19 protein-coding genes are annotated in these 20,808 nt (G+C 70.1%); 10 read left to right on the top strand and 9 right to left on the bottom strand.

All coding sequences use genetic code 11. The features are described from left to right. Positions 1–420: 420 nt before the first annotated feature. The 3 genes from ACFYYB_RS05635 to ACFYYB_RS05625 form a co-directional block, all read right to left on the bottom strand. Positions 421–1,878, bottom strand: coding sequence for a catalase (locus ACFYYB_RS05635; RefSeq protein WP_327309190.1), 1,458 nt, complete (start codon positions 1,876–1,878; stop codon positions 421–423). A 245-nt stretch (positions 1,879–2,123) separates the two neighbouring features. Continuing rightward, positions 2,124–3,014 (bottom strand): 2-hydroxy-3-oxopropionate reductase, encoded by an 891-nt coding sequence (locus ACFYYB_RS05630; RefSeq protein WP_388497615.1) that lies wholly within the window; start codon positions 3,012–3,014, stop codon positions 2,124–2,126. Between the two features lie 74 nt (positions 3,015–3,088). Next, positions 3,089–3,922 carry a TIM barrel protein gene (locus tag ACFYYB_RS05625; protein WP_389433336.1) on the bottom strand — a complete coding sequence of 278 codons (834 nt, stop codon included), beginning with the start codon at positions 3,920–3,922 and terminating at the stop codon, positions 3,089–3,091. Positions 3,923–4,048: 126 nt separating this feature from the next. On the opposite strand from ACFYYB_RS05625, the gene ACFYYB_RS05620 reads away from it, so the two are divergent. From ACFYYB_RS05620 to ACFYYB_RS05590, 7 genes are all read left to right on the top strand, one after another. Then, positions 4,049–4,306 carry a hypothetical protein gene (locus ACFYYB_RS05620; protein ID WP_327303536.1) on the top strand — a complete coding sequence of 86 codons (258 nt, stop codon included), beginning with the start codon at positions 4,049–4,051 and terminating at the stop codon, positions 4,304–4,306. Continuing rightward, complete coding sequence (locus ACFYYB_RS05615) at positions 4,303–4,722, top strand: helix-turn-helix domain-containing protein (protein ID WP_389433335.1); 420 nt, start codon at positions 4,303–4,305, stop codon at positions 4,720–4,722. The genes ACFYYB_RS05620 and ACFYYB_RS05615 overlap by 4 nt, the downstream gene beginning before the upstream one ends. A 154-nt stretch (positions 4,723–4,876) precedes the next feature. Beyond that, positions 4,877–5,392 (top strand): 2-oxo-4-hydroxy-4-carboxy-5-ureidoimidazoline decarboxylase, encoded by a 516-nt coding sequence (gene uraD / locus ACFYYB_RS05610; protein ID WP_327303534.1) that lies wholly within the window; start codon positions 4,877–4,879, stop codon positions 5,390–5,392. A gap of 8 nt (positions 5,393–5,400) precedes the next feature. Further along, entirely contained in the window at positions 5,401–5,793 is a 393-nt protein-coding gene (uraH, locus tag ACFYYB_RS05605; protein ID WP_250740538.1) for a hydroxyisourate hydrolase, read from the top strand. A 1-nt stretch (position 5,794) separates the two neighbouring features. Beyond that, positions 5,795–6,718: a factor-independent urate hydroxylase gene (gene pucL, locus ACFYYB_RS05600; protein WP_327303532.1), complete on the top strand. Its 924-nt coding sequence runs from the start codon at positions 5,795–5,797 to the stop codon at positions 6,716–6,718. Positions 6,719–6,936: 218 nt separating this feature from the next. Then, entirely contained in the window at positions 6,937–8,340 is a 1,404-nt protein-coding gene (locus ACFYYB_RS05595; RefSeq protein WP_243339131.1) for an 8-oxoguanine deaminase, read from the top strand. A gap of 369 nt (positions 8,341–8,709) precedes the next feature. Continuing rightward, positions 8,710–10,116, top strand: coding sequence for a nucleobase:cation symporter-2 family protein (locus ACFYYB_RS05590; protein WP_389433474.1), 1,407 nt, complete (start codon positions 8,710–8,712; stop codon positions 10,114–10,116). 222 nt (positions 10,117–10,338) lie between these two features. Here the strand turns inward: ACFYYB_RS05590 and ACFYYB_RS05585 are convergent, their stop codons facing one another. Beyond that, entirely contained in the window at positions 10,339–11,397 is a 1,059-nt protein-coding gene (locus tag ACFYYB_RS05585) for an Lrp/AsnC family transcriptional regulator (protein WP_389433334.1), read from the bottom strand. A 103-nt stretch (positions 11,398–11,500) separates the two neighbouring features. Here ACFYYB_RS05585 and ACFYYB_RS05580 point away from each other — a divergent pair, with 103 nt between their 5' ends. After that, entirely contained in the window at positions 11,501–13,636 is a 2,136-nt protein-coding gene (locus tag ACFYYB_RS05580) for an ATP-binding protein (protein ID WP_389433333.1), read from the top strand. Here the strand turns inward: ACFYYB_RS05580 and ACFYYB_RS05575 are convergent. Continuing rightward, positions 13,579–14,235, bottom strand: a complete 657-nt coding sequence (locus ACFYYB_RS05575) for a 3'-5' exoribonuclease domain-containing protein (RefSeq protein WP_389433332.1) — start codon at positions 14,233–14,235, stop codon at positions 13,579–13,581. The genes ACFYYB_RS05580 and ACFYYB_RS05575 overlap by 58 nt on opposite strands. A 116-nt stretch (positions 14,236–14,351) precedes the next feature. On the opposite strand from ACFYYB_RS05575, the gene ACFYYB_RS05570 reads away from it, so the two are divergent. Continuing rightward, complete coding sequence (locus ACFYYB_RS05570; RefSeq protein ID WP_389433331.1) at positions 14,352–14,741, top strand: VOC family protein; 390 nt, start codon at positions 14,352–14,354, stop codon at positions 14,739–14,741. 92 nt (positions 14,742–14,833) lie between these two features. On the opposite strand, the gene ACFYYB_RS05565 is transcribed toward ACFYYB_RS05570, so the two are convergent. The 4 genes from ACFYYB_RS05565 to ACFYYB_RS05550 all read right to left on the bottom strand — a co-directional run bounded on the left by ACFYYB_RS05565 (position 14,834) and on the right by ACFYYB_RS05550 (position 19,054). Next, positions 14,834–16,021 (bottom strand): hypothetical protein, encoded by a 1,188-nt coding sequence (locus ACFYYB_RS05565; RefSeq protein ID WP_389433330.1) that lies wholly within the window; start codon positions 16,019–16,021, stop codon positions 14,834–14,836. A 332-nt stretch (positions 16,022–16,353) separates the two neighbouring features. Further along, positions 16,354–17,973 (bottom strand): malate synthase A, encoded by a 1,620-nt coding sequence (gene aceB, locus ACFYYB_RS05560; RefSeq protein ID WP_389433329.1) that lies wholly within the window; start codon positions 17,971–17,973, stop codon positions 16,354–16,356. Positions 17,974–18,224: 251 nt separating this feature from the next. After that, positions 18,225–18,806, bottom strand: coding sequence for an NTP transferase domain-containing protein (locus ACFYYB_RS05555; protein ID WP_389433328.1), 582 nt, complete (start codon positions 18,804–18,806; stop codon positions 18,225–18,227). Next, entirely contained in the window at positions 18,803–19,054 is a 252-nt protein-coding gene (locus tag ACFYYB_RS05550) for a hypothetical protein (protein ID WP_389433327.1), read from the bottom strand. The genes ACFYYB_RS05555 and ACFYYB_RS05550 overlap by 4 nt, the downstream gene beginning before the upstream one ends. A gap of 86 nt (positions 19,055–19,140) precedes the next feature. Between ACFYYB_RS05550 and ACFYYB_RS05545 the strand changes: the two genes are divergently transcribed. After that, a complete protein-coding gene (locus ACFYYB_RS05545; protein ID WP_389433326.1) occupies positions 19,141–20,628 on the top strand; it encodes a PLP-dependent aminotransferase family protein in 1,488 nt (495 codons plus the stop codon). Positions 20,629–20,808: the final 180 nt, after the last annotated feature.

The following is a 20,808-nucleotide window of genomic DNA, read 5'->3' as shown; positions in this document are numbered from 1 at the left end:
GGGACAACCTCTGAGCGCACGACAAAGAGCCGAGTCACGGGACCGTCCGTGACTCGGCTCTTTGGGTGTGTGTTGCTTGATACCGCCCGACGGAACGAGGCTGGCGCGACAGGACGTTCGCACCGCCGGGCGGAGAGGGTGGGGGAGGTTCTCTTCTGCGTACAGGGGGCTCTGTGCGTGGCCCCTGTATATAGAGGAGTGAATTTGGCTGGGACCGTGGCGAACGGCGACGAGAACTCCGGCTTCGTCTCCCTCAGGTCAAGAGACGGGCCTCGGAACCCATTACCACCGCACTGGCTCGCACGCTCGCCACGGTCCTCGTCCTGCCCTCACCGCGTACCACCCCTCATCCGGGTCCGCAGTGTGGGCTCAGCACCCGGATCCTGACCTCCCGTCAGAATCCCGGCGCAGCTTGTGGGCTCAGGCGTCGCGCAGGGCGCGGACGGCCTCCTCGACGCGCTTGCCGTAGTCGGCGTCCGCGGCGTGGAAGTGAGCCAGGTTCTTCTCGATGACGTCCTCGAGGGTGACCTGAGACAGGCCGCCGGCGATGGTCGCCACCAGACGCTGCTTCTCGGCCTCCGACATCAGGCGGTAGAGCTCACCGGCCTGGAAGAAGTCGTCGTCCTTGGTGTGGGCAGGAGCCTCGTGGGTGCCCGTGTAGCCGGAGACGGCCTTCGGGGCGCCCAGCGCCAGACCGGTCTCGGCCGGACCCTGGTGCGAGTTGGGCTCGTAGTTCTTGTCGTGGCGCGAGCCGTTGCGCAGCGCCATGACGCCGTCGCGGCCGTAGTTGTCGGCCTTGGTCGCCTTCGGAGCGTTGACCGGGATCAGGGTGTGGTTCACACCGAGGCGGTAGCGCTGGGCGTCGGCGTACGCGAAGAGGCGGCCCTGGAGCATCTTGTCCGGCGAGGCGGTGATGCCCGGGACGAAGTTGTTCGGGGAGAACGCGGCCTGCTCGACCTCGGCGAAGACGTTGTCCGGGTTGCGGTCGAGGACCAGACGGCCCACGCGCTGCAGCGGGTAGTCGCTGTGCGGCCACACCTTGGTGAGGTCGAACGGGTTGAAGCGGTAGTCCGCGGCCTCGGAGGCCGGCATGACCTGGACGTACAGGGTCCAGCTCGGGTTCACACCGCGCTCGATGGCCTGCAGCAGGTCGGTCTGGTGCGAGTTGGCGTCGGAGCCGACGAGCTCGGCGGCCTGCTCGCCCGACAGGCAGCGGATGCCCTGGTTCGTCTTGAAGTGGTACTTGACGAAGAAGGCCTCGCCCTGGGCGTTGGTCCACTGGTACGTGTGGGAGCCGTAGCCGTTCATGTGACGGTACGACGCCGGGATACCGCGGTCACCCATCAGCCAGGTGATCTGGTGCGTCGCCTCGGGGGCGTGCGCCCAGAAGTCCCAGACGTTGTCCGCTTCCTGCTTGCCCGTGAAGGGGTCGCGCTTCTGGGAGTGGATGAAGTCGGGGAACTTGATCGGGTCCTTGATGAAGAACACCGGGGTGTTGTTGCCGACGAGGTCGTAGTTGCCCTCTTCGGTGTAGAACTTCAGCGCGAAGCCGCGCGGGTCGCGGACGGCGTCCGCGCCACCCAGCGAGTCGGCGACGGTGGAGAACCGCAGGAAGGTCTCGGTCTTCTTGCCGACCGTGTTCAGGAACGCGGCGCTGGTGTACGCGGTGACGTCGTCGGTCACCTCGAAGTGGCCGTACGCGGCGGAACCGCGGGCGTGCACCACACGCTCCGGGATGCGCTCGCGGTTGAAGCGGGCGAGCTTCTCCAGGAGCTGCTGGTCCTGGATCAGCAGGGGGCCACCGACGCCGGCGGTAGCGGAGTTCTGGTTGTCGGCGACCGGGGCGCCAGACTCGGTCGTCAGCGTGCGCTTCGACATGGTGACCTTCCGTACGGGGAACTGCTGACGGAATCCGTCTTCCGTCATGCGGAACAGCCTAATTTCGGCATGAACTCGACGTCAACAGTTTGTTGAAAGAAAGAGTGGAGGGAGAGGTAATCCGGACGGTGCCGGCACTTGGGCGCGACAGGACAGGTGTCAGCACCGGCACCATCCGGAAACTCAGGGCCCCGCGAGGGGGGCGGGTGGCGGCCCGCTGAGGGGGCCGCCTATCCGAGCGGAGCTCAGATCTGGGCGCCGGAGAGGCGCTCGACCGCGCGGAGCAGCGCGGAGTGGTCCAGGCCACCGTCACCCTGGGCGCGCAGCGAGGCGACCAGCTGGGCGACGACCGCGCCGACCGGGAGGGCCGCACCGACGTTGCGGGCGGCGTCGGTGACGATGCCCATGTCCTTGTGGTGCAGGTCGATCCGGAAACCGGGCTTGAAGTCGCGGTTCAGGAAGTTGGCCTTCTTGCGGGTCAGGACCGTGGAGCCGGCCAGACCGCCGTTGAGCACGTCCAGAGCGGCTTCGAGGTTCACGCCCGACTTCTCGAGGAAGACGACGGCCTCGGCGCACGCCTGGATGTTCACCGCGACGATGAGCTGGTTGGCGGCCTTCACCGTCTGGCCGGAGCCGTGCGGGCCACACAGGACGATGACCTTGCCGAGGGCCTCGAGGATCGGGAGGGCCTCGTCGAAGTCGGCCTGCTCGCCACCCACCATGATCGACAGGACGGCCTCGATGGCGCCGGCCTCGCCACCGGACACCGGGGCGTCGATGACGCGGATGCCCTTGGCGGCGGCGTTCTTCGCCAGGTCGATCGAGGTCTGCGGGGTGATCGACGACATGTCGATGATCAGCGCGCCGGACTTGGCGTTCTCGAGGATGCCGTTCTCACCGTAGGAGATGGCCTCGACCTGCGGGGAGGCGGGCACCATCGTGATGATGACGTCGGCGTCCTTGACGGCCTCGGCGATCGAACCGGCGGCGCCGCCACCGGCCGCGGCCAGGCGGTCCAGCTTGTCCTGCTCCAGCGTGAAGCCGGTGACCGAGTAGCCGGCCTTCAGGAGGTTCTCGGCCATGGGGGAGCCCATGATGCCGAGACCGATCCACGCGATCTTGGGGAGGTTGCTCATGATGAGGGTCCTTCTCTTAATGCTTCGTACGAAAAGTTCGTCAGGTGCCTGGCTGTTCGCCCGGACTTTTCCGCTTACTTCGCGGCGCGGGCCTCGGCCGGCAGCCACGCGAAGGAGGCGGCGGCGTCGGCGGCCTTGTACTCGAGACCGACAAAGCCCTGGTAACCGGCCTTCTGGAGCTGGTCGAGCAGCTCTTCGAGGGGCAGGTCGCCGGTGCCGGGGGCACCTCGTCCCGGCTTGTCCGCAATCTGGACGTGCCCGGTCTTGGCGGCGTACTTTTCGATGACCTCGGAGAGGTCCTCATCGTTCATCGCCAGGTGGTACAGGTCGAGCAGGAACTTGGCGTTCCCGAGGCCGGTGGCCTCGTTCACCTTGTCCACTACCTCGATGCCGGCCGGGGCGCTCACCAGGGGGTAGAGCGGCGACTCGGGCTTGTTCAGGGTCTCGATCAGGAGGATCGCGCCGACGCGGTCCGCGGCCTGAGCCGCCACGACCAGGTTCTTCAGCGCGAGCTCGTCCTGAACGGCCGGGTCCACGCCTTCGACGCGGTTGCCGTAGAGGGCGTTCAGCGCCTTGCAGCCGACCGAGGCGGCGAAGTCCGCAGCCACGTTGATGTTGGCGTTGAAGCGCTCCGACTCCTCACCGGGGACCGAAACCGCACCGCGGTCGGGACCCGGCAGCTGGCCGGCGTAGAAGTTCAGGCCCACCAGCTGGGTGCCGGCGTCCTCAAGAGCGGTCTTGAGGGCGTCGAGCTCCTCCTGAGCGGGGGTGGGGGTCTCGATCCAGGGCCACCACAGCTCGACCGCCGTGAAGCCCGCTGCGGCGGCAGCCGCGGGACGCTCCAGGAGCGGGAGTTCCGTGAAGAGGATCGAAAGATTTACATCGAAGCGCTGGTCCGTGTATCCCATGAGGGGTGTGCGCTCCTTCCGTATTGCGGAAGTTAGTTTCTGCCTGATGGAAGACTGCAAGCAGGGCGGCCCGGTTGTCAAGTGCCGCCTCCCGAAAAGTCCGGACTGCCAGGTAGCTTGAGCGGCGTGCGATTGAGAGTGGAGTTCACGACCGAGCCCTTCGATCTAGAAGAGGCCCCTGCCCATGCCGTAGCCGCTCGCGAGGTCATCCAGACGGCCCAGCTGGACGCGGTGGATGTCGGCCCGTTCGGCAACACGGCCGAGGGGGAGTCGGAAGCGGTGCTGACCGCGGTCGCCGCTCTCCTGCGGCACTCCCTGGAGGCCGGAGCCACGCGTGTCTCGCTCCAGGTCAATGTGATCGGGACCGGGGAGGACACGCCATGACCGAGCCCAGGGACCATCCGTTCGTCGCGGCGATCAAGCCGCTGGTGGACGCGATGGGCGGCGAGCTGATGGATCCGTCACTGGCCCAGCCCGACGACGTCGTGCTCGCCTGGGAGGGTGAGGACCTGCTGGCCGTACGGCTTCCGCAGCTCTCCGACTCGCTGGACCACATCCTGGCGGCGCTGGAGCGCCGGCACGGCGTACCGTTGTCCCAGCTCGACCGGAAGTCCAAGCAGGACGTCGTACGGATACTGGAGGCGCGCGGCGCCTTCTCGGTCCGGCACGGCGTGGAAACGGTCGCTGGGGCCCTGGGCGTAAGCCGCTTCACGGTCTACAACTACCTGAACAGGGACTCAAGCACTCCGAAGGGCTCCGGTGAGGCCCCCAAAGGGGCCGCCGGAACCAACCAAGAGTGAATCCTGATTGACCCACCGTGACGAGCCGCCGCCCAATTCACCCGGGCGGCGGCTTTTGTGTACGGGAAGTTTCAACAAAGTGTTGACGCCGTGTTGTCGAGGGCGTTAGCTATGCGCAGCCCGTCAAAGCAACAACAGGCCACGGAGGCCTACCGTGACTTCGAGTCCGACCCCGGGTCTTACCCGGTTCAACGCCTTGGACGACAGCGAGGCCACGGCCGAGCTGCACGAGGTGTGCGCCAGCTCGGCATGGGGCAGCAAGCTGCTCGCCCAGCGCCCCTTCACCACCGTCGACACCCTGTTCTCCGCGAACGAGGCCGCCATGGCCGAGCTCACCGCGGAGGACCTGGGCGAGGCGATGGGCGGCCACGCGCCGATCGGCCGGCCGAAGCCGGGAGACCCGACCTCCGCCCGCGAGCAGCGCGGCATGGCCGGTGCCTCGGAGGAGCTCAAGACCGAGCTCCTCGAACTGAACCTGGCGTACCAGGAGAAGTTCGGCCACGTCTTCCTCATCTGCGCCACCGGTGCGACCGGTGAGTTCATGCGGGACGCGGTCAAGGTCCGGATCGAGAACTCGCCGGAACAGGAGCGGGAAATCGCTCGTGGCGAGCTCGTCAAGATCAACCGGATTCGCCTGACCCGTCTCGTGGAAACCGTAGAAGGAGCGTAAGACCGAGCATGAGCACTGAGACCACCGCGTCGGTGTCCACGCACATCCTGGACACCAGCATCGGAAAGCCCGCCGAAGGCGTCGCGATCTCCCTGTCGGCCCGTACGGGTCTCGACGGCGAGTGGGCGGCCCTGGGCGGATCCGCCACCGATGCCGACGGGCGCTGCAAGGACCTGCCGGCGCTGCCGGAGGGCACCACCCACGTGCGCCTCGACTTCGAGACCGAGACGTACTTCTCCAAGAAGCAAGCCGCCGAGGCACAGCAGGACGCCCCCCGCGTAAGGGACAGCGGTGCGTTCTTCCCCGAGGTCACCATCACCTTCGCGGTGAACCCGGGCGAGCACTATCACGTACCGCTGCTGCTCAACCCGTTCGGCTACTCCGTTTACCGAGGGAGCTAGCATGGCCACCATTCTGGGCCAGAACCAGTACGGCAAAGCAGAGAACCGCGTAGTCAAGATCACGCGGGACGGCGACACCCACCACATCAAGGACCTGAACGTCTCGGTCGCCCTTTCCGGCGACATGGACGACGTCCACTACTCCGGCTCGAACGCCAACGTCCTGCCGACGGACACCACCAAGAACACGGTGTACGCGTTCGCCAAGGAGTACGGCATCGAGTCCGCCGAGCAGTTCGGCATCCACCTGGCGCGTTGGTTCGTCAACAGCCAGGAGCCGATCCAGAAGGCCCGCATCCGGATCGAGGAGTACTCCTGGTCCCGGATCGCGACCTCGGACGCGAACTCCAAGTTCATCGGCTCCGACGAGGTGAACCACTCCTTCGTCCGCGAGGGCATGGAGACCCGCGTCACCCAGATCACGTACGACGGCAAGAACTGGGAGGTCATCTCCGGCCTCAAGGACCTGGTCGTCATGAACTCCACGAACTCCGAGTTCTGGGGTTACGTGAAGGACAAGTACACGACGCTGAAGGAGGCCTACGACCGCATCCTGGCTACCCAGGTTTCGGCTCGCTGGCGCTTCAACTGGTCGGATGACGAGCAGCGGATGCCCAACTGGGAGAAGTCCTACGCCGAGACCCGGAAGCACATGCTCCAGGCCTTCGCGGAGACCTACTCCCTGTCGCTGCAGCAGACCCTGTACCAGATGGGTTCGCGCATCATCAACCACCGTTCGGAGATCGACGAGGTTCGCTTCTCGCTCCCGAACAAGCACCACTTCCTCGTCGACCTCGAGCCCTTCGGTCTCAAGAACGACAACGAGGTGTACTTCGCCGCGGACCGTCCCTACGGTCTGATCGAGGCGACGGTCCTCCGCGACGGCGTCGACGCCCAGATCCCCGTGGACATGACCAACCTCTGATGCGGCACGCGCGTCCCGGGGCTCCGCAGTGGCCCCGGGGCGGCGCGACACCTGTCAGCACTTTCACCACTCTCAACACTTTTGAACTTCCTGAATCGGCACCCGGACGCACCACACGGGGCGGCAGTACTGTCAGCTGTCAAGGCCCCCGGCTCCGGCACTCAAATCCCCTGGGTTTTGCCGTGCCCGCACCGCCACTGAAAGCACGAGGAAGTCCCATGGCAGCATCGGCAGCCAATGACAGCGCCGTAGAGCGCATCGTCATCGAAAACTGTGCGATTGCGACCGTCGACGCCAACGACACCGAGTACGCCTCGGGTCACGTGGTGCTCGCCGGTAACAAGATCGAGTTCGTCGGTGCGGGCAAGGCCCCCGAGAACCTCGAGAACGTCGTCCGCCGCATCGACGGCACCGGGCACCTCGTGACCCCCGGTCTGGTCAACACGCACCACCACTTCTACCAGTGGATCACGCGTGGTCTGGCCACCGACCACAACCTCTTCAACTGGCTGGTCGCGCTGTACCCGACGTGGGCGCGCATCGACGAGCAGATGACGTACACGGCCGCGCAGGGCTCCCTCGCCGCGATGGCCAAGGGTGGCGTCACCACCGCGATGGACCACCACTACGTCTTCCCCAAGGGCTCGGGCGACCTCTCCGGGTCGATCATCCGCGCCGCGTCCGAGATGGGCGTCCGCTTCACCCTCGCCCGTGGCTCCATGGACCGCAGCGAGAAGGACGGCGGCCTGCCGCCGGACCACGCGGTCGAGACCCTCGAAGGTGCCCTCGCGGACACCGAGGCGACCGTGAAGAAGTACCACGACGCCTCCTTCGACGCGATGACCCAGGTCGCCGTCGCCCCCTGCTCCCCCTTCTCGGTCTCCACCGAGCTGCTGAAGCAGGGCGCCGAGATGGCCCGCCGCCTGGGTGTGCGCATGCACACGCACGGCTCGGAGACCGTCGAGGAAGAGCAGTTCTGCAAGGAACTGTTCGGCATGGGCCCGACCGACTACTTCGAGTCGACCGGCTGGCTCGGCGAGGACGTGTGGATGGCGCACAGCGTCCACATGAACGACTCCGACATCGCCGCGTTCGCCCGTACCAAGACCGGTGTCGCGCACTGCCCGTCCTCCAACGCCCGTCTGGCCGCCGGCATCGCCCGCGTCCCGGACATGCTCGCCGCCGGTGTCCCGGTCGGCCTCGGCGTGGACGGCACCGCCTCCAACGAGTCCGGTGAGCTGCACACCGAGCTGCGCAACGCGCTGCTGATCAACCGCCTGAACCCGGTCCACCGCGAGCGTGCGCTCAACGCCCGCCAGGCTCTGCGCCTCGGTACCTTCGGTGGCGCCCAGGTCCTCGGCCGCGCCTCGAACATCGGTTCGCTGGAGGTCGGCAAGTGCGCCGACCTGGTGCTCTGGAACCTGAACACCCTCCTGCACTCCTCGATCGCCGACCCGGTCACGGCGCTGGTCTTCGGTGCGGCGGCCCCGGTCACCGCGTCGTTCGTCAACGGCAAGCAGATCGTCGAGAACAACCGTCTGCTCTTCGCCGACGAGGACGCCATCGCGGTGTCCACGCGCGAAGAGGCCCAGCGCCTGGCGCGGATCTCCGCGCAGGCCTGATCCCACGGAGTCCGGCCGGGGGGGACGGCCCCCGGCCGGCGGCCGCGGACCCGAGCGGGGTCCGTGGCAGCTGTTCCCGGGTAGCGCCCGAGGTTTTTCCGAGGGCGCCCCGGGAGCGGTGACTCGTGCCACTGGCCCCGCAGCTCGTGTACCGCGCCACTGCTACGGCACCTCCAGACCTCTTTGACTTCCTTACCGGCGGCCCTCTGCCGCCCGTGCGTGGAACGACTCGGGCGAATCGTTTCCGCACCCCTTGGGACAAGCATTCGCAGCACCACAACTCCATACAGGCTCGACTCGCACAGCTTTCGCACCACCTCCCAGACACATCACGTCCCTGCCGGCGTGTTTAACAGTTCGGAGGAAGCCGTGGCCCAGGCGCCCAGGTTTCGCAAAGACGCAGTCGCAGTACCGCAGGTCTCGCAGGACCCGGGGGAAAAGCACCCGGTCGACGAGACCTTGCCACCGCTGAAAATGTTCACCAGCGGTCTCCAGCACGTGGCCGCCATGTACGCGGGTGTAGTGGCCCCGCCCATGATCGTCGGCCCGGCCGTAGGCCTCTCCGCCACCGAGACCGCCTTCCTGATGGGGGCCTCCCTCTTCACCGCGGGCCTCGCCACCCTCCTCCAGACCCTCGGGTTCTGGAAGATCGGCGCCAAACTCCCCTTCGTCAACGGCGTTTCCTTCGCCGGTGTGACCCCGATGATCGCCATCGGCAAGGGCGAGGGCGACAACGCCATCCCGATCATCTTCGGCGCGATCATCGTCGCCGGAGTCCTCGGCTTCTTCGCCGCCCCGTACTTCGGAAAACTGGTGCGGTTCTTCCCGCCGGTCGTCACCGGTACGGTCATCACCCTCATCGGCGTCTCGCTGCTCCCCGTGGCCTTCAACTGGTCGCAGGGCGGGAACAGTCACGCCACCGACTACGGCTCGATGAAGAACATCGCCATGGCCGCCGTCACCCTCGCGATCGTCCTGCTGATGCGCAAGTTCCTGCGCGGCTTCCTCCAGCAGATCTCCATCCTGCTCGGCCTGGTCGTCGGCACGCTCATAGCGCTGCCGATGGGCATGACGAACTTCGACGCCGTCAGGAACGCCGATTTCGTGGGCTTCCCGACGCCGTTCCACTTCGGGGCGCCGCAGTTCCAGGTCGCCGCGATCATCTCCATGTGCATCGTGATGCTGGTGTGCATGACCGAGTCCACCGCCGACATCCTCGCGCTGGGCAAGATCGTCGGCCGCCCGGCGGACGCGAAGACCATCGAGGGCGGCCTGCGCGCCGACACCCTGGGCAGTGCGCTCAGCCCGCTGTTCAACGGGTTCATGTGCAGCGCCTTCGCGCAGAACATCGGCCTGGTCGCCATGACCAAGGTCCGCAGCCGGTTCGTCGTCGCGGCCGGCGGCGGCATCCTGATCCTGCTGGGCCTGTGTCCCATCGCCGCCTCCGTCATCGGAGTCGTACCGCTGCCGGTCCTCGGCGGCGCGGGCATCGTCCTCTTCGGCTCGGTGGCCGCCAGCGGCATCCAGACCCTGGCCGGCGCGGCCATGGAGACGGGCGAGAACGCCCTGATCGTCGCCGCCTCGCTCGGCATCGGCCTGATCCCGATCGCGGCCCCCGGCTTCTACCACGCCTTCCCGGAGGACCTGTTGGTCGTCCTGGACTCCGGCATCAGCACCGGCTGCGTCGTGGCCATCGTGCTGAACCTTGCCTTCAACCACCTCGGTGCCAAGAAGGGCGCGGCCTCGGCCGCCCCGGATCCGGTACTGGTGCACTGACCGGGCTGGTCCCGGCCCCGGTCGGCGTGCGGTGAGCGGGCTCTGCCCGGCCCGTGCGCGGGATACGGCGGTGTGTACGTCACCCACTGCGGGGTTGGCGTCCGCACCGCCGTACGCGCGTTGTGGGGGCGGGGACTTGACCCCGATTGCGGTCGGGCCCCCGCCGATTCCCGTTGGACCTCCGGCCGATTCCCGTCGGCCCCCTGAGCCCCGTCGAGCGGCTTAGGCGGTGTCGGTGGAAAGCGGGGTCGACCAGATGTCCGGGGTGACCGTGCGCACGCGGTGGCCGCGGCGGTCCAGTTCCTGGGCCTCCGTCTTGCGGACCTGGAGGGCCACCGCCGAGTCGGTGATGCGCAGGCCCGGCAGCCGTCGGGTGAGCTCCGCCGTGTAGCGGGACAGGTCCTCCACCGTGCGCAGCCGGGCGCTGATCATGAAGTTCCAGGGGCCGCTGACGGACATGCAGATACGGGTCTCGCGCAGCCCCGCGGCCACCGCCGCGCAGTCGGCGAGCTCGAATTCGGAGGCCTCCGCCCACAGCGTCGCCGAGACCGGCCATCCCGACAGCCCGGAGGCCAGCGCGCAGCTGTAGCGCAGGCTCTGCCCGCCCTCCAGCCGCGCGAGGCGGCGCCGTACGGTCGACTCGCTCATCGTGAACTCCCGGGCCAGCGAGGCCACGGTGCGCCGCGCGTCCGAGGCCAGGGCCAGGACCAGCGGCCGGTCCTCCACCTGGAGCGGCGCCACCGCCGGCCGGTCCTGGGCGGCGGAGGCCGGCCGCCGGGTCCGCCGGGTCAGCAGGCCTATCTGGCCCGGGGTCAGCTGGTCCAGGCGCCAGCGGTCCGGGGCATAGTGCACCGCCGTCACCATCGAGGTGCGGGTGCCGACCACGCCCGGGATCCGCTGCACCCGGGAGGACAGGTAGGAGTACAGCGTCGGCAGGTCGGGTACGGCCACGAAGACGAGCAGGTCCCGGCCCCCGGTGGTGTGTTCGACCCCCAGGGCGTACGGATCCGCGACGAGCGCGTCCCCCACCGAGCGCGAGGTGCCCGCGGTGCACGTGACCTCCACCCACGCCATGCAGGGCTTCGTGACGCCGGTGCGCAGGCCGAGTCCGCTCAGCCACGCCTCGCCGGACCCGGTGAGCCGCTCCCAGCGGCGCGCCAGAGTGTCCGGGCGCGCGCCGAGCACCGGACCCAGCAGCTCCCAGCTCGCGCGGGGTGCGAGCTGGAGCGCGTGGACGAGTGCCCGGTCCGTGTCGTCGATGGCGGAAATGGCCGAGTTCATACCCTCCCCTTGGTGGTTCTCCCGGTCGGTGGCGGCACAACGGGATGATGAGCCGATCATCTCTCTTTGTGCGTTCAACTGTTGACCACATGACGGTGCGCACGTGTCGGACATCGCAGGAGGACGTGTGGGGGAGGCCGGCTCGGGCGTGCGGCAGGCGGTGCCCGCCGAATTGTCGAGCTTCATCGGGCGGGAGCGGGAGCTCACGACCCTCGCCTCCCTGCTCGCCACGGAACGCCTGGTCATGCTCACCGGACCGGCCGGCATCGGCAAGACCCGGCTCGCGGTGCGCACGGTCCGCACCCTGGGCGACGGCGAGGGCCTGGACGTCGTCTGGGCGGACCTCGCGGCCCTGCCCGAACGGTGCTGGGACGCTCTCGCGGCGGAGCTCGCCGAACGGCTCGCCGGGCGTGCGGCGCTGCTCGTGCTCGACGGCTGCGAACAGCTGGGGGAGGCCGGAGCGGGGCTCGTGGCCGAGCTGCTGCGGCTGCCGGGGCTACGGATTCTGGCCACCTCGCAGCGGCGGCTGCGGATCGCCGGGGAGGCGGTGCTCGCCGTACCTCCCTTGTCGGTGCCGACCGCGCCCTCCGTGCAGCCGCTGGCCCCGGCGCCGTCGGTTCCGCCGGGACACGGTCAGCCCGAGCCCGCGCGGCGGTTCCCGGTCGCGGACGTCGCCGGCTACGCGGCCGTACGGCTCTTCGAGGAGCGGGCGCGCGGCGCGGACCCCTTCTTCGAGCTGACCGACCGCAACGCGGCCGCCGTGGCCGCGCTGTGCCGGGCGCTCGACGGGATCCCCGGCGCACTGGAGCTCGCGGCGGGGCGCTCACACCAGTACGCGCCCGCGCAGGCGCTCCGCAGACTCGGCTCCGACCCGCTGGGCTTCCTCGCGGGCGGCGCCGGCCGCAGCACCCGGGTCGACGCGGAGCGCTCGCTGCGGCTGGCCTCGCCCGCCGAACGCCTGCTCTGGGAGCGGCTCTCCGTCTTCGCCGGATCCTTCGACAGGGCGGCCGTCGCCGAGGTCTGCGGCTTCGGGGCACTGACCCCGGACACCGCCGTCGAGGCACTGCTCCGGCTGGCCCCGGGCCTGCTCGCGGACGCCGGTCAGGGCCGCTACCGGCTGCCGCTGTCCGTACGGGCGTACGCGGCCCGGCGGCTCGCGCACGGACCCGCCGGGGACGGCGCGACGACGGCCCGGCGCCACCGCGAACGCTCCCGGGTGGTGGCGGAGCGGGCCGCGCGGCTGTGGCGCGCCGGAGCACAGCGGGAGGCGCGCGCCCTCGCCCTGCGGGAACTTCCCGAGCTGCGCGCGGCGATGAACCCGCTCTCCGCGGGAGGGCCGGGGGCAGCCCTGGAGATCGCGGTGTCCCTGTGGTTCCTGTGGACCGCCTGCGGGATGGCCGCGGAGGGGCGCCGGCACGTGGAACGGGCCCTGGCCGTGCACCCCGCGCCCCGGCCGGCCCGCGCGCTGTGGCTCGCGGCGTGGCTGGTCGCCGCGTTCGGGGAGTCGGACGGGGCGGATCCGCTGCTGGTGGAGGCGTGGACCGCGGCCGTGTACGAGGGGGAGGACACCTGCCTGGCGTACCTCGCGCACCTGCGCGGGACGATCGCGCTGTGGGAGGGCCGGTACGAGGCCGCCGCGGAGGAATACCGCGAGGGCCTGGAACTCCTCCCGGCCGATCCAGGGTTCGGCCCGGGCCGGCACGCCCTGCGGGCCGCGCACACCCTGGCGGTCGCCCGTACGGACCCGGCCGCGGTCCCGGTCGAGGAGGACCCGCGGGACGGCCGGCCGGACGGCTCGCAGGGCGGCTCACCGGAAGACCCGCAGGGCGGCTCACCGGAAGACTCACAGCGCGGCTCGCAGGACTCCCCGGCCCCGGCCGACCTGTGGGCCCGCTCCTGGCTGAGCTACGCCCACGCCTTGGTGCAGCGCCACGCCGGCCGCCCGGCGCGGGCCCGGGACGAGCTGTTGAGCGCGCTGCGGACCCAGTTCGCCCTGGACGACACGCTCGGACAGGCCTTCTCGGTGGAACTCCTCGCCGAACTGGAGGCGGACCAGGGCCGCTACGCCGAAGCCGCCCGCCTCCTCGGCGCGGTCTCCCGCACCCGCCCGCGCGCGGCCCCGGCCCCCCGCGTCCAGCACACGGTCCGCACCCGCCTCACCCCGCAGGCCTTCCGCGCCGCCTACACCTCCGGCGCCCGCACCCCGCTGCGCGAACTCCTGCCGGAACTGGCGGGCTGAGCGGGCTGAGCGGGCGGCACCCACGCCATCAGGTTGCTCATCAGCTCGGCCTGCTCGACCGCGTCGTCGAGCGCGTGATGGGTGTGCGGCCGCCGGGACAGCAGCTCGCTCGGCATGCGTCCCTTGACGGCGGCGCGGAGCGGGACCCGGGCCTTGGCCGCGTAGAGGGTCTTCATGTCCAGGCAGCCCGAGTGACCGAAGGGGCTGTCGCCGCCGAAGTTCATCAAGTACCAGTACAGGAAGGTCCAGTCGAAGGAGGCCGGGTACGCGCACATCACCGGCTGGGCCCCCGCCGAGACCTCCCGCACCCACGCGCGGAACTCCGCCATGGCGGCGTCCGGTTCGGCGCCCTCGCGCAGCAGCCGGTCCCGGTCCAGGCCGCTGACCGCGAGCGCCTCCGGTACGAACGCCTCACTGATCGGACGCAACTCCCGGTAGAAGGTGTCCCGTTCCGGATCGACGGCGGTATACGAAGCCCCGTCCTGCCGCCCTGCCACGGCGGCCCCGAAGCTGATCATCGAGTACGGCCCGGGGATGGGTCCGTCGGCCTCGATGTCGACGGAGATGTAGAGACTGGGACGTGCGCCGCGGACTGTCATGGTCGCGAGCATGCCACTTCACGGCCGGGACGATCACCCGATTTCCCGGTCGACGACCGCCGGACCGAGGAGGAACATGGGAGCGGGGGCGCGCGCGACGGATCGAGGGAGTGATCATGTTTGCGGAGAGCGAGGCCTACAGCGGCTTCTCGGTCGACGACCTCGGGAAGGCGAAGGAGTTCTACGGCGGCACGCTCGGGCTTCGGGTCACCGAGGTGGAGGAGATGCCGATCCTGCGGCTGCACCTCGCGGGCGGCACGAAGGTACTGGTCTATCCGAAGGACGACCACGAGCCCGCGACCTTCACGATTCTCAATTTCACCGTCGACGACATCGACAAGGCGGTCGACGAACTCGCCGCGCGAGGCGTCGCCCTCGAGCGCTACGAAGGCTTCGACGCCGACGACAGGGGCATCGTCCGCCCCACGGAACGCGGCATGCCGTCCATCGCCTGGTTCAAGGACCCGGCAGGCAACATCCTGTCCGTCCTCAACGAGTCCACGTAGTACCGCACCCCGCCGCGGCGAGGCGCAAGGGCCAGGCCGCGACGGATCAGCGCTACGGACCTACGGATCTACGGATCTACGGATCTACGGACCTACGGCGCCGGGGTCAGGTACATCCCGCTCTGGTCGGCCCCCGCGGTGTTCTTGCAGCCGAACCCGCTGGTCGCCGGCTGCGCCACGGCCAGCGCCAGGCAGCGCCCGGCCGCGAGCTGCCCGAAGTAGTTCGGGTGCATCGACTCCTGGACCAGCCCCTGCGTCTCGCTGCTGTCGATCCAGCGCGCCCACTCGCTCGTCTTCGCCGAGGCCGGCGCCGCGGTGGTCACCTGCTTGCTCGCCTTCGCGCAGACCTCGCGCCCCTGCATCATGTCCTTCAGGTCCAGGAACTGGACGCCCTTCGCCGCGGCGACCGCCTTCAGCCGACCGGCGATCTGCGGCACGAGCGAGTCCCGCGCCCAGTCGGAGTCCCTGTTCCAGAAGGGACACCCGCCGGTGTTGAGCCGGCTCCAGTCGCTCTGGGTGTACCGGTTCTCCGCGCCGCGCGGGATCGGCGACGGGTAGGACTGCAGCACGATCCGGTACGAGGAGTCGGCGTAGCCGGCGCCGCGCATGACCGCCCGCACCTCGTCCAGGGACTTGGCGACATCGGCCATCACCCCGTCGATCTTCGCGTTCACCCCTTCCTGCTGGTCGTCGTAGCAGTAGGAGCCCCACAGCACGAAGTCGTACGCGCACTCCTTGATGATGTCGGCGAAGCCGAGGTCGTTGCCGCCGATGGACAGCGCGATGACCTTGACGTTGTTGCTCGCGGCCACGGCGGCGAGCTGATCGGCCTGCGGGGCCTCGCCCTTGAAGGCGACGCCGCCGCTGGAGGCGCGGAACACGTTCTGCGAGACCGCCCCGGAGCAGGCCAGGTTGATCGCGACATCGGCGATCGCCCCGGCGCTCTTCACCTCGGCGGAGTCCGACCGGTGGCAGCCGCCCGCGGTGGCCCCGTAGACCTTGGCGGGGTCGTAGCTGCTGCCGCTGACCCAGGCCCGGTCGGTGCCGGTCCGGTTCCCGCTGTTGGTCAGGCTGTTGCCCTTCCAGCGGCCCGCCTCACCGGAGATGTAGCTGTCGCCGAGGGACACCACGGCCGTGGGTCCGCTCCCCGGCCCGGCCACGGCCGTCCCGGCCCCTCCGGCGACCAGTGCCCCGGCGCCGAGCGCCGCCGCCATCCCGATCCCGGCCAGTCGTCGCACCCGACGGGCCCGGTCCATGCTGTCGTTGCGGAATCCGATCACTGCGGAACTCCTGCGGTCGGCCATGCGGAATTCCGGAACAACTCCGGCGCATGGCGGGGTAAGTGGGGGTTACCTCCGGCCGGTGGCAATCGGAAAGGTGTCACCCCGTGCGTTGTTACCGCTAGGTACAGGTAAGTTACGAACAAGTAACAACCGATCGGTCGTTCGGTGAGGGCCGACCGCCGACCGCCGACCGCCGACCGCCGACCTCCGGATGTCGACCGCCGACCGCCCGGACGCACGACAGCGCCCCCGGAGCCGGAAGGGCTTCGGGGGCGCTGTCGTACCGCTGGGGTTTTCGGCTGCTGTGCGATTCAGCCGAAGACGGGGTGTCAGCCGATGAGCTGGTCGTACGCGGGGAGGGTGAGGAAGTCCGCGTAGTCGGCGTCGAGGGAGACCTGGAGCAGGAGGTCGTGGGCCTGCTGCCACTTGCCGGAGGTGAAGGCCTCCTCGCCGACCTCGGCGCGGATCGCGGCGAGTTCGGCGGCCGCGACCTCGCGGGCGAGGTCGGCGGTGGCGAGCTTGCCGTTCTCGAAGACCACGCCGGCGTTGATCCACTGCCAGATCTGCGAGCGCGAGATCTCGGCGGTGGCGGCGTCCTCCATCAGGCCGAAGATGCCGACGGCGCCGAGGCCGCGCAGCCAAGCCTCGATGTAGCGGATGCCGACCTGGACGGCGTTGCGCAGACCGTCGTACGTGGGCTTCGCGTCCAGGGAGTCGATCGCGATGAGCTCGCCGGCGGCGACGTGGACGTCCTCGCGGAGGCGGTCCTTCTGGTTGGGCTTCTCGCCCAGGACGGCGTCGAAGGAGGCCATCGCGATCGGGACCAGGTCGGGGTGGGCGACCCAGGAGCCGTCGAAGCCGTCGCCGGCCTCGCGGTCCTTGTCGGCCTTGACCTTCTCGAAGGCGACCTTGTTGATCTCGGCGTCCTTGCGGGACGGGATGAAGGCCGCCATGCCGCCGATGGCGTGCGCGCCGCGCTTGTGGCAGGTCTTGACGAGGAGTTCGGTGTACGCCCGCATGAAGGGGGCGGTCATCGTCACCGCGTTGCGGTCCGGCAGGACGAACTTCTCGCCGCCGTCACGGAAGTTCTTGACGATGGAGAAGAGGTAGTCCCAGCGGCCGGCGTTCAGGCCCGCCGCGTGGTCGCGCAGCTCGAAGAGGATCTCGTCCATCTCGTACGCGGCCGTGATCGTCTCGATCAGGACGGTCGCGCGGACGGTGCCCTGGGGGATGCCGACGTAGTCCTGGGCGAAGACGAAGATCTCGTTCCAGAGGCGCGCCTCCAGGTGGGACTCGGTCTTCGGCAGGTAGAAGTACGGGCCCTTGCCGAGCTCGATCAGGCGCTTGGCGTTGTGGAAGAAGTACAGGCCGAAGTCGACCAGGGAGCCGGAGGCCGGGCCGCCCTCGAACTGCAGGTGGCGCTCCTCGAGGTGCCAGCCGCGGGGGCGCATCACGACGGTGGCGAGCTCCTCGGCGGGCTTGAGGGCGTAGGCCTTGCCGGTGCGGGCGTCGGTGAAGTCGATGCGGCGCTCGTAGGCGTCGATCAGGTTGAGCTGGCCGAGGACCACGTTCTCCCAGGTGGGAGCCGAGGCGTCCTCGAAGTCTGCGAGCCAGACCTTGGCGCCCGAGTTCAGGGCGTTGATGGTCATCTTGCGGTCCGTCGGACCGGTGATCTCCACACGGCGGTCGTTCAGCGCGGCCGGGGCCGGCGCCACCTTCCAGTCGCCCTCGCGGACCTGTGCGGTGTCCGGGAGGAAGTCGAGCGTGGAAGTGCGGGCGATCTCGGCGCGGCGCACGGCGCGGCGGGCGAGGAGCTCGGCGCGGCGGGGGGCGAACCGCCGGTGGAGCTCCGCGACGAAGGCGAGAGCCGCGTCGGTGAGGACCTCGTCCTGCCGGGGCAGGGGCTCGGCGTCGACGATGGCCAGCGATGACGGCGCTGGTGCGGACATATCTGTCACTCCTTCAGCGGCGGTGCCTGGCGGCCGCGGGGAATGCTCGCGCTGGACGGCACGCAGTGCCGTCGGGTGTGGAGAGTTCCGGGATACGGTCGCGGGCGCCGTCTGGGGGTTCAGGGCGCTTCTGACCAGTGGATAGTAATTTCCTCATGGTGGAAGTTCAATGGTTTGTTGATATCGAGATTCTCAGAGTCGACAGATTCCGCTTCACCGTGGCCCTCAGTGCCATCGTGGTCACAGCCCGCTCAGGCGAGTCGTGCCAGGTCGGGAGGGGTGTCGATGTCGAAGGCCTCCGCGACGTCCCCGCACTCGACCAGGGTGAGCTCCGCCGCGTACTTCGTCAGGTGCACCCGCGCGCCCTTGTCGCCCGTGGCCGTCGCCGCGATGTCCGGCCAGCGGTCCGCCCCGAACAGCACCGGGTGCCCGCGCTCGCCGTCGTAGGCCGCCGCGACCAGGCTCGCCGGGGAGCGGTAGGCGGCCCGGACCCGGGCCACCGCCTCCGGGCCGATGCCCGGCTGGTCCACCAGGGACACCAGGGCCGCGCGGGCGCCCGTACCGGCCAGCGAGGCGAGGCCGACCCGCAGGGAGGAGCCCATGCCCTCGGCCCAGTCCGGGTTGTCGGTCACCACGCAGCCGCTCAGGTCGGCCCGCTCGCGCACCTCGGCCGCGGAGGCGCCGAGCACCACGTGCAGCGGGCCGCAGCCGGCCTCGCGCAGGACCCGTACGGCGTTCTCCACCAGCGGGCGGCCCCGGTAGGTCAGCAGGGCCTTCGGGCGGCCGCCGAGGCGCCGGCCGCCGCCGGCCGCGAGGAGGAGACCGGCGATCACCGGGGGAGCGGAGCCGCCGGCTGCCGCCGCTTGGTGCTGGTGCTCGTGCCCGTGCTGGTGCCCGTGCCCGTGTCGGTGCTGATCCGGTGTGCTGCTGCTGTGGGGTGACATGTCACCGATTCTCGCTCGCGCCGCAGGAGGCGCCGTACGGCGGCCAGCGCGGGCCCCAGGCGCAGGGGCTCGGCGATCCGGTTCTCGGCGGCGGCGAGCAGGGCCCGTTCGTCACGGTCGGTGAGCCTCGTCAACATTGCGTACTCCTTGCCAATCGGCGGCCAATACAGCGAGTCTGGACCTGGATTGGCCTGGCAGGCAGAGCCAATCAGGGGAGGTTGGCATGGCAAACGGGCGAGTGGTCCAGACGGCGGACAGAACGATCGGCAGCCGCCAGCTCGCGGCCCTGCTCCCGGCGGAGGTACGGGCCCGCCCCGGGTACCGGGCCCTGGCCGACGCCGTCCGCACCCTGATCCTCGACGGCCGGATCGCCCTGCACGTGCGGCTGCCCGCCGAACGCGAATTCGCCGAGGCGGTCGGCGCCAGCCGGGCCACCGTCACCGGCGCCTACGACCTCCTGCGCGAGAGCGGCTACGTCCGCAGCCGCCGCGGTTCCGGCACCTGGACCGAGCTCCCCGAAGGCCACCGCCCGGTCGGCGCGCACGCCATCGTCGGCGCCGGCGGCTACCACGCCGACGGCGACCCCGGCATCGACCTCGCCATCGCCGCCATGGGCGCCGCCGAGGACACCCTCACCGACGCCGTGGCCTGGGCCGCGCCCAGGCTCCCGGCCTTCGCCCGCAGCCCCGGCTACCACCCCTTCGGGCTGCCCGACCTGCGGACCGCCATCGCGGAGCGGTTCACCCGCCGGGGACTGGCGACCCGCCCGGAGCAGATCCTCGTCACCGCGGGCGCGCAGCAGGCGTTCGCGCTGGTGGTGAGCCTGCTGTGCCGGCCCGGCGACCGGGTGATGACCGAGAACCCGACCTACGCCAACGCCCTGGACGCCCTGCGCCACGCGCGGCTGCGCACCGGGTCGATCGCGGTCTCCGACGCGGGCTGGGACCTGGAGATCGCCGAGTCCGCGCTGCGCCAGACCGTGCCGAGGCTGGCGTACGTGATCCCCGACTTCCACAACCCGACGGGCGCGCTGATGCCGGAGGAGCAGCGGCTGCGGCTGCTGGAGGCGACCCGGCGGACCGGGACCTGGCTGGTGGTCGACGAGACCATCGCCGACATCGCGCTCGACGTGCCCCCGCCCGCGCCGACGGCCTCGCTCGCGCCGCGCGGCGGGGCCGATCACGTGGTGACCATAGGCTCCCTGAGCAAGACGCACTGGGGCGGGCTGCGGGTCGGGTGGATCCGGGCCACCGCCAAGATGATCACGGAGCTGACGGCGGTACGGGTGGCCGTCGACATGACCGGCTCGGTCCTGGACCAGCTGGTGGCGCTCCCGCTGCTGGAGGGCCTGGAGCGGACCCTGCCCGCGCGGCTGGAGCAGGTGCGCGGGCAGCGGGCGGCGCTGATCGCCTCGCTGGAGCGGCACACCCCGGAATGGTCCTGGCAGGTACCGCCGGGCGGACTCTCGCTCTGGGTCGACCTGGGCGAGCCCGTCAGCTCCGCACTGGCGGACCGGGCCGCGGCGGCCGGCGTCAACATCGGCCGGGGCGCGCGCTTCGGAGTGGACCCCGGAACCTTCGAGCACCGGCTGCGCATCCCGTACACGCTGGGCGCGGAGCGGCTGGACGAGGGCGTACGCAGGCTCGCGGAGGCCTTCCACGGGGGCGTACCGCTGCCTTCGGCGGTGGAGCGGCCGTACTGGGTGGCGTAGCGGGGGATGCCCCGGGCCGCCCGGCCCCCGTGCGGGTGGGTGGGCCCTGCGGGGCGGAGTCCCCTACCCGCCCTTCCACCGTTCCCCGGGCCCTGCCCGGACCCCCCCCTGGGGCTCCGCCCCAGACCCCGGTCCTCAAGCGCCGGACGGCTGAGACGGGGCTGCGCCCGGACCCCCTGG

It is taken from the genome of Streptomyces sp. NPDC002886 (assembly GCF_042888445.1).
Classification (GTDB): Bacteria; Actinomycetota; Actinomycetes; order Streptomycetales; family Streptomycetaceae; genus Streptomyces.
The sequence above is the reverse complement of the archived record's forward strand: the minus strand, read 5'-3'. Positions and strand labels throughout refer to the sequence as shown.